General features: G+C 70.4%; 7 protein-coding genes. 3 read left to right on the forward strand and 4 right to left on the reverse strand.

The features are described 5' to 3' along the window. Positions 1–38 precede the first annotated feature (38 nt). From G3M57_RS18985 to G3M57_RS18995, 3 genes are read left to right on the forward strand one after another with little or no spacing between them, the layout of a single operon-like run. Positions 39–1283, forward strand: coding sequence for a TolC family protein (locus G3M57_RS18985; RefSeq protein WP_163232327.1), 1245 nt, complete (start codon positions 39–41; stop codon positions 1281–1283). Continuing rightward, a complete protein-coding gene (locus G3M57_RS18990) occupies positions 1280–2440 on the forward strand; it encodes an efflux RND transporter periplasmic adaptor subunit (RefSeq protein WP_230983677.1) in 1161 nt (386 codons plus the stop codon). Before G3M57_RS18985 ends, G3M57_RS18990 begins: the two co-directional genes overlap by 4 nt. Before the next feature lie 3 nt (positions 2441–2443). Further along, entirely contained in the window at positions 2444–5611 is a 3168-nt protein-coding gene (locus G3M57_RS18995; RefSeq protein ID WP_163232329.1) for an efflux RND transporter permease subunit, read from the forward strand. Between the two features lie 69 nt (positions 5612–5680). Here the strand turns inward: G3M57_RS18995 and G3M57_RS19000 are convergent, their stop codons facing one another. The 4 genes from G3M57_RS19000 to G3M57_RS19015 form a co-directional block, all read right to left on the reverse strand. Then, positions 5681–8620, reverse strand: coding sequence for a TonB-dependent receptor (locus tag G3M57_RS19000; protein ID WP_163232331.1), 2940 nt, complete (start codon positions 8618–8620; stop codon positions 5681–5683). Positions 8621–8957: 337 nt separating this feature from the next. After that, the gene (locus G3M57_RS19005) at positions 8958–10679 is read right to left on the reverse strand and encodes a glycoside hydrolase family 43 protein (protein ID WP_230983678.1); all 1722 of its coding nucleotides are present in this window, start codon (positions 10677–10679) and stop codon (positions 8958–8960) included. An 11-nt stretch (positions 10680–10690) separates the two neighbouring features. Beyond that, positions 10691–12661, reverse strand: a complete 1971-nt coding sequence (locus G3M57_RS19010; protein ID WP_163232334.1) for a glycoside hydrolase family 97 protein — start codon at positions 12659–12661, stop codon at positions 10691–10693. A gap of 213 nt (positions 12662–12874) precedes the next feature. Continuing rightward, positions 12875–13882 carry a LacI family DNA-binding transcriptional regulator gene (locus tag G3M57_RS19015; RefSeq protein ID WP_230983679.1) on the reverse strand — a complete coding sequence of 336 codons (1008 nt, stop codon included), beginning with the start codon at positions 13880–13882 and terminating at the stop codon, positions 12875–12877. Between the last annotated feature and the right edge of the window lie 28 nt (positions 13883–13910).

Consider the following 13910-nt stretch of genomic DNA (forward strand, 5'->3'; position numbering starts at 1 on the left):
TTGCGCGCGCCGTCGTCCATTGATCGCGAGGAATCTCCATGTCATCGAACCGATGGCCGCTACGCGCGGCCTTGGCCTGCGTCGCGTCCGGGGTGCTAGGCGCTTCGGCCGCGACCCAGACTGCGCCGGCCTTCCCGGACCTGCTGAAACAGGCCCAAGCCTCCGCCCCCCGACTGGCCCTAGGCGCCGCCGAGGCCCGCGCCGCCGCAGGCCAGGCGGCCCAGGCCGCCGTCCGCCCCAACCCCACGCTCGGCCTGACAGTCGAGAACGCCGCCGGCTCCGGCCCTTACAAGGACTTCGGCGGCGCCGAAACGACCCTGTCGATCGACCAGCCGCTGGAGCTGGGCGGCAAGCGCGGCGCGCGGACGTCGGCGGCCAGGGCCGACCTCGCCGCCGCCCAGGCCCGCGCCTCCCTGGGAGAGGTCGACTTCGCCCGGGATCTGGCGCTGGCCTATGCCGGCGCCGAGGCGGCGCAGCAGCGCCTGGCGATCGCCCGCGACGGCGTCGACCTGGCCCAGGCCGACGCCCGGGCCGCCCGCCTGCTGGTCGACCACGGCAAGGAGGCTAAGGTCCGGGCCGTCCAGGCCGAGGCGGGACTAGCCGCGGCGCGGGCCGACCAGGGCGCGGCCCAGGCCGACGCCGAGACGGCCCTGGCTCGCCTCAGCGCCCTGACCGGCTCGGCTGATCGCTATACAGCGGTGACGGGCGGCCTGCTGGAGACCGTCCCGGCCCCGGCGCCGCTGGAGCCTCGCTTCAGCCCGGCCATCGCCGCCGCGCGCGCCGAACGCGACGCCGCCCAGCGCCGCGTCGACCTGGAGCGGGCGCGGCGCACGCCCGATCTCACCGTCAGCTTCGGGGTTCGCCGGTTCCAGGACGAGGACGCCACGGCCGCGGTGTTCGGGATCTCCGCGCCCCTGCCGCTGTTCGACCGCAACCGCGGCGCGGTCGCGGCGGCCACGGCCAACGCCCAGGCCGCCGAGGCCCGGCTGGCCATGGCCCAGGCTGAGCAGGAGGGCGACCGCCGCGCGGCCGCCGCCCAGGTCGCCGCCGCCGACCAGACGCTGGACGCCTCCCGCCAGGCCGAAACGGCCGCCGCCGAGGCCTATCGCCTGGCCAGGATTGGCTACGACGCCGGCCGGCTGCCGCTATCCGAACTGCTGGCCGCCCGTCGCGACCTGATCGCCGCGCGGGGGCGCGCCGTCGACACCAAGCTGGCCCGCGTCAAGGCGCTGGCCGACCTCGCCCGCGCCCAGGGCCGCATCCCCTTCGGAGTCCAACCGTGATCGTCCGCCGCTCCCTCATCGTTTCCGCGATCGCCCTGATCGCCGCCGCCGGGCTCGGCTATGGCGCCGCTCAGCTGTTCCAGGACCGCCCGGCCGCGCCCGCCCCCGCCTCTGAAAAGGACGGCGTCGAGCACGGCGATCACGGCGAGACCGGCCTCGTGCCGCTCAAGCCGGCCGACGCGGCGGCGGCCGGTGTCTCGATCGTCCCCCCCCGGCGCGGCGGCGGGGTCGACATCCTGCTGCCCGGGCGCGTGACCCTGGCCGCCAACGCCCTGGCCGCCCTGGGCGCGCCGGTGTCGGGGGCGGTCGAGCGCGTCCACGTCTCGACCGGCGCGGCGGTCGCCATCGGATCGCCGATAGCCACCTTGCGCAGCGCCGACGCCGCCTTGGGTCGAGCCAGTCTCGACGCCGCGGGCGCGGGCGCCAGGGCGGCTCAGGCCGCCGCCATCCGCGACCGTCGCCTGTTCGAAGCCGGCGTGGTCTCGCGCCAGGACTGGGAAACCAGCCAGGCCGCCGCCGAGAAGGCGCAGGCCGACCAGCGCGCCGCCCAAGCCCAGGTCCGCGCCATGGGCGGGCCCGGCGCCAACGGCGTCGCGGTCCTGCGCAGCCCGATCAAGGGGGTGGTCACGCGGCTCGACGCCCAGGTCGGCGGCTTCCTGACCCAGGGCGCCCTGGTGGCCGAGATCGCCGACCCGAGCCGCGCGGAATACGTCTTCGACGCCCCGGCGGCCGCGGCCGGTTCGATCCGGCTGGGCCAAGTGATCCAGGTGCAGACTCCCGACGGCCAGCAGGTCCCGGCCACGATCAGCGCCGTGGCGCCCGGCGCGTCCGGGGGCAACACCGCCGCCGTCCGGGCGACGCCCTCGGACCGGACCGCGCCAATCGGATCCGTCGTTTCGGCGCGAGTCATGACCGGCGCGGAGACCGGCGGCGCGATCATCGTGCCCAGCGAGGCGGTCCAGGCCGTCGAGGGCCGTCCGGTCGTCTTCGTGGTCGAGGCCGGCGGATTCCGCGCCACGCCGGTGACCCCCGGACGGATCGCCGCCGGCTCCACCGAGATCCTGCGCGGCCTGACAGGAACCGAACGCATCGCCGGCAAGGGCGCCTTCCTGCTCAAGGCCGAACTCGGCAAGGGCGAAGCCGGACATGAGGACTAAGCCATGCTCGCGCGCCTGATCGACCTTTCCGTCCACTTCCGCTGGATCGTCGCCTTGCTGGCCATTGCCCTGCTGGCCTATGGCGGAAGCCAACTGGCCGGCCTGCCCATCGACGCGGTCCCCGACATCACCAACCGCCAGGTGCAGATCAACACCATCGCCCCGGCCCTCGGCCCCGAAGAGGTCGAGCGCCAGGTCACCTTCCCGGTCGAGACGGCCCTGGCCGGCATCCCGGGGCTGGTCGAGACCCGCTCGCTGTCGCGGCATGGCTTCTCGCAGATCACCGCCGTCTTCACAGACGCCACCGACCTCTATTTCGCCCGCAATCTGATCAACGAGCGGCTGCAGGCGGCCCGGGCCAATCTGCCCGACGGGCTTGAGCCCGCCATGGGCCCGCCGGTCACCGGACTGGGCGAGGTCTATATCTGGACGGTCGAGCTGTCGGGCTCCGCGGCGCGGCCTGGCGCGGCCTACGTCACCCCCGAGGGCGACCGCCTGACCACCGACGTCGAGAAGGCCACCTATCTGCGCACGGTCCAGGACTGGATCGTCGCCCCGCAGCTGAAGACCTTGAAGGGCGTGGCGGGCGTCGACGTGCTGGGCGGCTACGTCAAGCAGTACGTGGTCCAGCCCGACCCGGCCAAGCTGGCGGCGTTCGGCATCAGCCTGCCGCAGTTGATCGAAGCCCTGGAGCACGCCAACCGCGTCGAGGGCGCGGGCTATGTCCAGCGCGGCGGCGAGGCCTATATCGTGCGCGCCGACGCCCGGGTGAAGACGCTGGCCGAACTGGCCGAGACCCCGGTGGGCCGGCGTGGTGCGGCGGTGGTCCGGGTTTCGGACGTCGCCACCGTCGTGATCGGTCAGGCTCCGCGCCTGGGCTCGGCCAGCGAGGCGGGACGCGAGGTCGTGATCGGCACCGCCCTGATGCTGGCCGGCGAGAACAGCCGGACCGTCGCCGCGCGGGTCGGCGCGCGCCTGAAGGACATCCAGGCCAGCCTGCCGGCCGGCGTGGTGGTCAAGCCGGTGCTGGACCGCACCGACCTGGTCGACGCCACCATCGCCACCGTCGAGCATAACCTGGCCTTCGGCGCCCTGCTGGTCATCGCCGTGCTGTTCGTGGCGCTGGGCAACATCCGGGCGGCGATCATCACCGCCCTCGTCATCCCGCTGTCGTTCCTGTTCGCCGCCATCGCCATGCGGCGGTTCGGGATCAGCGGCAACTTGATGAGCCTGGGGGCGCTGGACTTCGGCCTGATCGTCGACGGGGCGGTGGTGGTGATCGAAAACACGCTGGGCCGACTGACGCTGCGCCGGAAGCAGCTGGGCCGGCCGCTGGACGCCGGCGAGCGGATCGCGATCGCCGCGTCCTCGGCCCGCGAGATGGCGCGGCCCGCCGCCTTCGGCCAGGCCATCATCCTGATGGTCTACGCCCCGCTGCTGGCCTTCGAGGGCGTCGAGGGCAAGATGTTCGGCCCCATGGCGGCGACCGTGATGTTCGCCCTGGCCGGGGCCTTCCTGCTGTCCATGACCTTCGTGCCGGCCACGGCCGCCCTGCTGATCGGCGAACCGAAGGGGCACGGCGACATCCGGGTCATGACCGCCGCTCGCGCGCGGTTCGAGCCCCTGCTGCGCCGCCTCATGGCGCGGCCGGTCGCGGTGGCGGCGGGCGCCGGGGTTGCCCTGCTGGTCGGCGTCGTCGCGTTCCTGAGCCTGGGTCGCGAGTTCATCCCGACGCTCGACGAGGGCGACCTGATGGTCCAGGCCTCGCGCGTGCCGTCGATCTCGCTGGAACAGAGCCAGGCCATGCAGTTCCGGGTCGAGAAGACCCTGGCGACCATGCCGGAGGTCGCCCTGGTGTTCACCCGCACGGGCACCGCCGAAATCGCCTCGGACCCCATGCCGCCCAGCGCCTCGGACACCTTCGTCATCCTCAAGCCGCGCAAGGACTGGCCCAACCCGCGCCTGCCCAAGGCGGAGTTGGTCGAGCGCATGGAGACGGCGCTGGGCCGGCATCTGGGCAACGCCTACGAGTTCACCCAGCCGATCCAGATGCGGTTCAACGAGTTGATCGCCGGCGTCCGCTCCGACGTCGCCGTCAGCGTCTATGGCGACGACTTCGCGGTCATGGACCAGACGGCTCAGAAGGTCGCCAAGGCGCTGCGCGGGGTGCGTGGCGCGGCCGACGTCAAGGTCGAGCAGGTCTCGGGCCAGCCGACGATCACCGCCACGGTGGACCGCACGGCCGCCGCCGCCCTGGGCGTCCACGCCAGCGACGCCGCCGACGCCCTGGCCATCGGCCTGGGTGGCCGCGAGGCAGGCCACATCCTGGAAGGCGACCGGCGGTTCGACGTCGTCGTCCGCCTGGACGAGGAGCGCCGCAACGATCCGGCCGTCATGGGCCAGCTGCCGGTCATGCCCGAAGGCGCGCCGCCTGGCACGGCGGCGATCCCGCTGTCGACCGTGGCCCGCTTCGACGCCGCCGAGGGCCCCAACCAGATCAGCCGCGAGAACGGCAAGCGCCGGATCATCGTCCAGGCCAATGTCCGGGGCCGCGACCTGGGAAGTTTCGTCGCCGACGCCAAGGCCGCCGTGCGCGACGAGGTTCCGCTCCCTGCCGGCTCGTGGCTCGACTGGGGCGGCCAGTTCAAAAACCTGGAACGGGCCTCCGCCCGCCTGACGGTGATCGTACCGGCCGTCTTCCTGGTGATCGCCGTCCTGCTCTATTTCGCCCTGGGCTCGGCGGCGGAGGCGGCATTGGTCTTCGCCTGCGTGCCTCTGGCCCTGGTCGGCGGGGCGATCGCCCTGGCGCTGCGCGGCACGCCGTTCTCGATCTCGGCCGCCGTCGGCTTCATCGCGGTGTCGGGCGTGGCGACGCTGAACGGCCTGGTGCTGATGCAGAGCATCAAGCAGCAGTTGGCGGCCGGGCTCGAGCCCGTCGAGGCGGTGGTCACCGGCACGGCGAGCCGGCTTCGGGCGGTGCTGACCACCGCCCTGGTCGCCATGCTGGGCTTCCTGCCCATGGCGGTCGCTATCGGCCCAGGAGCGGAGGTGCAGAAGCCTCTGGCCACGGTGGTGATCGGCGGCCTGCTGACCTCCACCGCCCTGACCCTGCTGGCCCTGCCCGTCTTCGCGGCCTGGCTGGCGGCGCGGCGCCGGCGGCCCGCGAGCTGACTGGGGCTGTCCGCAAAAAAGGCGCCGCCCCGAAGGGCGGCGCAGCAGGGGGAGGATGAGTGATCGGGTTTAGCCGCCGAACTTGTAGCGGAGGCTAACCCCATAGATGCGGCCGTTGGCGTAGGACTGGCGCAGGATGTCGGTGTCGTAGCCGTTGTCGGGCTCGCCCACATAGCGCTGAGGCGCCTTGTTGGTGAGGTTCGACGCCGTCAGCGACAGGGCCAGGTCCTTGCGCAAGTTGAAGTTCACCGACGCGTCGAGCAGGCCGTAACCCTTCAGGTAACGGCCGTCGATCGGGTTGGCCGAAACGCCGAACAGCACGTAGTCGGAGCGATAGGTGTAGACCAGGCGAGCCGACATGAAGTCGTTCTCGTAGAGGCCGGCGATGCTGTAGTTGTTGTCCGACTGGAACGGCTGGCGGACATTGGTGACCGGCCCCGAGGCGCCGGTCAGCTTCAGCGGCAGTTCGGTCTTGACGTAGGTGTAGGAGCCCTGGACGCCGAAGTTCTTCAGCATATCCGGCAGGAACCCGTAGTCAAAGAAGGTCTGGAAGGCCAGCTCGACGCCCTTGGCGTAGCCCGGTTGGGCGTTGACCGGCGTGGTGACACGATATTGGCCGGTCGGGCAGCTGTTCGGCGTGGTCCCCGAATAGGGCGCGGCGATCGCCACCGTCTGGCATTGCTCGACGCCCAGGACGAAGCCCTTGACGTCCTTGTAGAACACCGCGGCGGACACGTAGCTGGTGTTGTTGAAGTACTTTTCGAACGACAGGTCGTAGCTATCGGCCCGCAGCGGCGCGAGGTCGGCGTTGCCCTGCGATCCGGTGCCGTTGGTGGTGTTGACCGAGATCGTCGGATTGATGTCGCCAACGCTGGGGCGCGTCAGCCCCTGGCCGTAACCGAACCGCAGCAAGGTGTCGGGGGTGATGTAGCCGGTGATATTGAAGGTCGGCAGGATGTCGGTGTAGGCGTTGCTGCTCTTGTTGGGGACGATCGTACCCGTGGCGTCGGTGATCCGAGCCTCGGCGTCCAGTTCGGTGCGAACCACCCGCGCGCCGATGTTGCCGCGGATCTTGTCGTTCAGGAACGAGAAGTCGGCCACGCCGTAGCCGGCGAAGGTCTGCTCGGTCGCCAGGCGGCGCGACAGGACGATCTCGGGCAGCGAGTCCTCGGCCGGAATGCCCGCCAGCGGGAAGCGATTGCGGACATTGTCGCCCAGCAGGGCGTCCGGGTTGAAGGTCAGGAAGCCGCCGCCGTAGCCGGCGTCGCCATCCAGCCAATTGGTGTGCGAGCCGTTGACCAGGTCCGCCACGCTGGTGGCGAAGATACCGTTCGACTGGTTGGCCGCCAGGGCGGCGCCGTCGGTCGTCAGGTTCTTGCCGCTGAACGAGTAGTTATAGAACTTCGACTTCTTGCGATAATACCGCGTGCCGAACTTGATGTCCTCGATGAAGCTGTCGTGCAGCTTGTACTTGCCGTCGAACTGGGCCGCCAGGCCGGCGTCGTCATAGACGTTGTTGGTGCCGTTGGCGTAGTTCTGGAGCACCCAGCTGCCCGCGCTGCCGAGATCCGGACCCGAGATCGAAACCTGTTGCGGTGCGCCGATGGCTCGGGTGGTGTTCCAGGCCAGGCCCGCCCGGGGAACCATGTTGACGGCGCGGTTGTCCTGATGCTGGTCGGCCTTGACGTAGGAGACGTCCAGTTTCAGGTCCAGGTCGTCGGTCGGGCTCCACTTGCTGCCGCCGGCCAGGATCCAGGTCTTGTAGAGGCGGTGCTCCTCGCCGCCGGTGCTGCTGAAGGTCGAGCCGACGAACGTGCCGCTGGCGAAGCGCTGTCCGGCCAGGATCGCGTCCTCGCCGCCATTGGCGTTGCGGCTGGCCAGGCCTTCGGTGGTGCTGAACGGCGTGGTCGTCAGGTTCTGGACATAGCGGCTGTCGCTCGAGTTCAGGAACCGGTAGCTCTGGTGATACAGATACGAGTTGTAGTTGCCGTCGATATAGAACTCGAGGTTCGACTTCGGCTTCCACTGGAACGCGCCGTTGACGCCCTTGCGGGTGCGCTGGATGTCTTCTTCGTTCTGGTTGATCTGCACGCCGGCGAAGTTGATCAGGTTGGCGCGTTGGGCCGGCGTCATGGCCAGCGCATCGGCGTTGCTGACGGAGATCAGGCAGAACAGGTCCGAACGGCTGGACAGGGTTGCATTATAGGCCCCGCCGAGATTGGCGGCGCTGCAGTCGCTGCTGTTGGCCGCCGCCGCCCGGCGCAGGTTCGTGCCGCCGGGGCCGGGGCCGTTGTCGGAACGGTTCCAGCTCTTCTGGTAGTTGGCGGCCAGCAGCAGGCCCATCTCGCCCTCGCCGACGTTCCAGCGATTGGCGACCAGGCCGAAGTATTCCGGCTGCAGGCTCTTGACCATGTCGTTGTACTTGCCGCTGATCGCGGCGCTGGCGGTTAAGCCCTTCAGGTCCAGAGGCCGGCGGGTGCGCACGTCGACCAGGCCGCCGATGCCGCCCTCGATATGCTCAGCCGACGGGTTCTTATAGACGTCCAGTCCGGCGATCATGCCGGGAATAGCGGCTTCGATGTTGAACTCGCTGCCGCCGGCGGTGAAGTAGGCGCGGCCGTCGACCTGCGACGCCGTCTGGCCCGACAGGCCGCGGATGGTCAGGCCCGAGCCGACGCCCACCGGCGAGGCGCCTTCGCCGCCGTAGCGGTAGCCTTGCACGCCCGGCACGCGGGTCAGGGTCTCGGCGACGTTGGGGTCGGGCAGCTTGCCGATGTCCTCGGCGCGGATCGAGTCCACCACTTCCATGGTGTTCTTTTTCATCGCCACGGCCGACTGCAGGCTCTGGCGGATGCCGGTGACGACGACCTCCTCGACGGCCGCGTCGTTGGCGGGTGCGGCCGCGGTCTGGGCGTTGGCCGCCGTCCAGCCGACCGCCAGCAGGGCGGTCATGGACGCGGTGGCCAGGAGCCGGCGGTGGGTCGATCGGTTATGGGTTGGCTTCGACATGGTTTCCCCTCCTTGTTGTTTCGTTGCGCCCCCTTGTGGGAGCGACGTTAGCGCTCGGCCCATCCGGCTCTGCCGTGACGCTCCGACGCAGTTGCGGTGGCCTCTTCGTTTCGCTCCAGAACGGCCTGCGGCGTCGCCGAAGCCATTTCATTTTCGTCTTGGCGGTCATCTCCGCTGCCTTGATACTGTTATCGATATCAAGCGAAATGGCAATATGTCAATTGTCCTACTAATACCCTTTATCGGCCTGGGTGAGACAAAACGACGCCTTTATTCGCCAGGGCGCACGCTGGGGTAGTTATCGATATCATTCCCGCGATATCGACGCCGCGACCGGTCAGGGCGTCACGTCGAACGAGTCGATGTCGGTCCATCCGATCCGGGTGGCGGTGAAGGCCGGCCGGCCCGCGGCCGCCTGGCTGAAGACGCCCATCTGCGCGCCGACCCAACGCCCCGGCTTGCTGACGAACGGCTCGCCGAGCGGCGTGTAGGACACCCCGTCCAGGCTGTAGCTGAACACCACCCGGGCGTGGGTCGAGCGCAGCATCGACGGCGCATAGTGCGGGAAGTTCGGCGGCGGGTCGGCCACCGTGACCGGCGAGGCGCTGAGCTTCAGATAGACGCTGGCCGGCGCCGAGGTCAGGCCGATCGTGACACGTTCGGGCTGGAAGGCGTCGGCCCCCACGCGGTCCACCCGGACCAGACGCACGCCGTCGGCCGTCTTCTCCAGGCCGATCCAGGCGTAGTCGGCGCCGAACATCACAAGCCCGGCGCGCTCGCCGACCGTCTTGGGCGCGAAGTCGATCCGGGTCGTCGCGCTGAAGGTCGGGCCCGGCAGCTTCTGGGTCAGCAGCGCGCCGGCCTCCCAGAGATTCTCCGGCGAGGAGATCGATTTCAGGCGCAGGGCGCCGGGCTTGGCCGTCAGGCTGGCCCAGTCGTCACTGGGATTGGCGTTCCACTGCCAGGCCAGGGACAGGGCGCCATCGAACGTGTCGCTGGTCGGCGCCGCGACCGGCGCCTGGGCCCCGTCCACCCTGGGCTTGCGCCAGCGCAGCACCGGCTCGCCCCGCCCGTCGCCGTCGAGATCCTGGCCGATCACGGGCCAGCCGCCTTTCCAGGCCATGGGCTCCAGCCAGACCCGCCGGCCGTAGGAGTCGGTGTCCTGGAAGTGCAGGAACCAGTCCTCGCCCTTGGGAGTCGTCACCCAGGCGCCCTGGTGGGGCCCGTTGATCTGGGTCTTGCCCTGGTCGAGCACGTTGCGGCCCTCGTAGGGCCCCAGCAGATCGCGAGACCGGAACACCCCTTGCCAGCCGCCCTTCACGCTGCCGGCGGGGGCGAAGATGTAGTACCAGCCGTCCCGCTTGTAGAGCTTGGGTCCCTCGGTGGTGAACCAGGGCGACGGGCCGAACGTGGTGGCGACCTCCGGCAGCTTGGCCCCGTCAATCAGGGTCACGGGCTCGCCGACCGTCCTGTCCCCCGCCGCGTTCAGGCGACGCGCGGTGATGACGTTGCTGAACCCCGCCCGGCTGCCGGCCCAGGCGTGCACCAGCCAGCCCTGGCCATCGTCGTCCCAGAACGGGGCCGGGTCGATGGCGCCCTTGCTGTCGTCGACCAGCACCGGCGCGCTCCAGGGTCCGGCCGGATCGCTCGCCGTGACCCGGAAAATCCCGAAGTCCGGATCGGGGTAGTAGATCATGAACCTGCCGTCGTGGTGACGGATGGCCGGCGCCCAGACGCCTCCGCCGCGCCGCGGCGTGGCATGATGCGCCACGGGCGTGATCCGCGGCAGGGCGTGGCCGATCAGCGTCCAGTTGACCAGGTCGGTCGACTTCAGGATCGGCAGGCCGGGCACGTTGGTGAACGACGAGGCGGTCAGGTAGTAGGCCTCGCCCACCCGAACCACGTCCGGATCGGAATAGTCGCCGGCCAGCACGGGATTGCGGTAGGTCCCGTCCCCCTGGTCGGCCGTGAAGGGGGGAGGCTCTGGCTGGGCCAGGACCGGCGCGCCCGCGGCGCAGGCCAGAAGCGCGCCCAGGAGGAGGGACTTGACCAACGGCACGGGCGTCTCCGCTATACGGGCTCGAACAGGATGGCCTGGCCGCCGCTGGGCGCCAACGCCAGCGACAGCACCGTCGCGGCGGTGACCGGGACCTTGCGGATGACCACGGGCGTCTCGAACGCCTTGGCCGCGGCGGGACCGTCCGCGAACACCGTCGCCATCCACCGCCCTCGTCCCAGGAACCCCAGCGACGCCTTGAGGACGCGCGGCGACTCGTTGGTCATCGCCCCCAGGAACCAGCGCTTGCCATGACGCCGCGCGACCATGACGTGCTCGCCGATCGCGCCCGACAGCGCCCGGGTCTCGTCCCAGGTGGTCGGGCATTCGTCGAACCATCGAAGGTCGGGCCAGGCGCGGCTGGCGTACTTGTCCGGGGTGTCGTACCAATAGAGGAAGGTCAGCGGATTGTAGTAGACCGCCGCCATCGCCAGCTGGTGGGCGTTGGTCGTCTGGTTCTTCGGGTTGGCGTAGCAGATCGTGTAGTCGATCGGCCCGGCCACCGCCCGCGTGAACGGCAGGGTGACGTTGTGGCGGGCGGTCGGGAACTGCTCGTTGCCCCGCACGCCTTCCAGGGCGACATAGTTGGGCAGGGTCCGCTCCAGGCCGGCGGGCCGCAGATTGTCGTGCAGATTGACCAGCAGCCGGTGCTCGCCGCAGGCCTTGACCAGGTCGAAGATGAAGTCGTTGTCGGCTTGGCGGCCTTCCCAGACGAAGCCGAACTTGATCCCCGCCACGCCCCAGCGCCGATAGGTGTCCAGGATCGCGTCCCGTTGGCGCATGGCGGGCACGCGATCGACATAGAGGATCATGCCGATCCCCTGGGCGCGGGCCGTGTCGATGATGCGCTGCAGGTCCAGGCCGGCGATCGGGACGGTGGCGTCGCCGGGATCGGTGCCGTCGCCGTACCAGTGGGCGTCGAACTCGACATAGTCGAGCTTCCGCGTGGCCGCGAACGCGACGACCTTCAGGGCCGCTTCGGTGCTGTAGGGCTTGCGGATCCGCACCGCCCTGCCCGGCTTCACCCAGCTGACGTCGCCCAGGATGTTGGGCGTGGCCAGGGTGGGGATCAGGTCGGCGCGCTCGATCAGGCCGGCGACGGTGTCGGCGAGGATCAGGACTCGCCACGGCGTGGTCTGGCCGACGTCGAGCCGGAAGGTCGGGGCCGGCGGCGTGTCGCCGGGGCCGGACCAGCCGGTGGCTCGGCCCGGATAGTGCATCAGATGGACCGTCAGTCCTTCGGCCGGGTCGGCGGCCGGACGCAGCATGGCGCGCGGATAGTGCAGGCGGTCCGATTCGGCGATCAGCACCCCGCTCCCGTCGGCCGCCACGGCGGTGACCGGCAGGTCGGCCAGCGGGCCGACGTCGGAGCTTCCCGTCAGGTCCGGATGCACCACCGGCGCCAGGGCGGCGGGCGTCGAGCGCTGGTATTCGCCTTCGTCCCGGCTGGAATAGACCTCGACGCCGGCGGGCAGGTTGAAGGTCGTGGCCTCGCCGCCCACCGTCACGCCCTGCCCGCCCGGCGCCTGGCGCAGGACGTAGCGAACCGCGCAGCCGGCGTCGTAGGCCCTGGCGACCACGGCGAAGGCGATCCCGGTCCTGGGATCCCGCAGATCGACGGTGATCTCCTCGCAGGCCTGGCTGTAGGCCGCCTTCACGCCGAAGGTCGGCGTCCAGGTCCCCGTCAGACGTCGCCGCGTCACCGAGACGACCGTCGCGCCCGCTCCAAGTCGGGCCCCATCCGCGAGGTCCAGTCCCAACCGGCTTGGCCGGAGAACCCCGCGGCCGTCGCGCGCGACGCTCCAGGACAGCTGGCCCTGGCGCGTGTCCAGTTCCAGCCGAACCCGCCCGTCCGGCGAGACCACCCGTAGCGGCGCGGAGGTCTCTGTGGGCTTGGCCAGGGCCGCGCTCGCTGCTCCAAGCGGCGCGGTCGCGGCGGCGGCCAGAAGCACGAAGCGACGGCGGTCGACAGGCGAACGGATCATCAGCGCGCCCCGGATTCGCGGCCAAGGCGAGCGCGAACGGGCTTGAAGAACAGGCTGATCATCGAGACCTCCCAGACGGTTCCGGCCTTCGGCGCGCTGGCCGTGGCCTTTTTTCTCTGATCGCCGCCATCGGCCGGGCGAACGATTGATATCGATATCACCCCTCCTCCGACGCCGTCAATCAGAGCCCGACGCGGACCGTGAAAGCGCGCTTCAGCTGGCGGGCGGTGCGGTCGATTGGCGGACGACCAGGGTCAGTTCGGCCAGCACATGCCTGCGCGGCTGGTCATCGTCGGCGTCGCGGCGGGCCAGGCCGGCGGCCAGTTCCACGGCGGTGGCGGCCATGTCGGCGATCGGCTGGTGGATGGTGGTCAACTGCGGCCAGATGGTCGAGGCGACGGGCGTGTCGTCGAAGCCGGCGATGCTGAGTTCGGTCGGCACGGCGATTCCCATGCCATGGGCGACGGCGCTGACGGCCGCGGCCATGTCGTCGTTGCTGGCGAAGATCGCCGATGGCCGGCGGCGCAGGCCCAGCAGCTGGCTGGCCGCCGTCAGGCCCGAGCGATAGGTGAAGGCGCCCTCGACGACATAGGCGTCGGGCACCGCCAGGCCCGCTTGCGCCATGGTCGCCCGAAAGCCCTCTTCGCGCCGCGTCGAGGTCGAGTGCGACGGATCCCCCCGGACAAGGGCGATATCGACGTGGCCCAGCGCGATCAGGTGCCGGGTCATCATCGCCGCGCCCTCGAAGTCGTCGATCGCGACGGACGTCACGTCCGGCGACGGCCTGGCCGTGGCGAAGCTGACGGGCGCGACGCCGGCGGCGGCCAGCAGCTTGAGAATCTTGGCGTCGTCGCACAGCGGCGGCGGCAGGACCACGGCGCCGACCCCCGCTTCGATCAGCTTGGCCACCGCCCGGGCCGGGGTGGGATGGGCGGCCGTGGGCTCGATCAGCAGTTGGCAGCCGATTTCACCGGCCTTGCGGAAGGCGCCCATCAGGAAGGCGCTGAGATTGGACGAGTTGGGATTGGAATACAGCACCCCCACCTGGGCGACGCCGGTTCGTGTCGCGCGCGCCACCGCGTTGGGGCGATAGCCGAGTTCCTCGATCGACTTCAGCACCTTGGCCCGCGCCGCCTCGCTGATGAAGGCGTAGTCGTTGATCACCCGCGAGACCGTCATCGAGGACACGCCTGCGTGCCTGGCGACGTCGTGAAGGGTCACGCCGGGTCGTCGTTTTCCGCTCAAGAGG

It is taken from the genome of Caulobacter rhizosphaerae (genome assembly GCF_010977555.1).
GTDB classification, from domain to species: Bacteria; Pseudomonadota; Alphaproteobacteria; order Caulobacterales; family Caulobacteraceae; genus Caulobacter; species Caulobacter rhizosphaerae.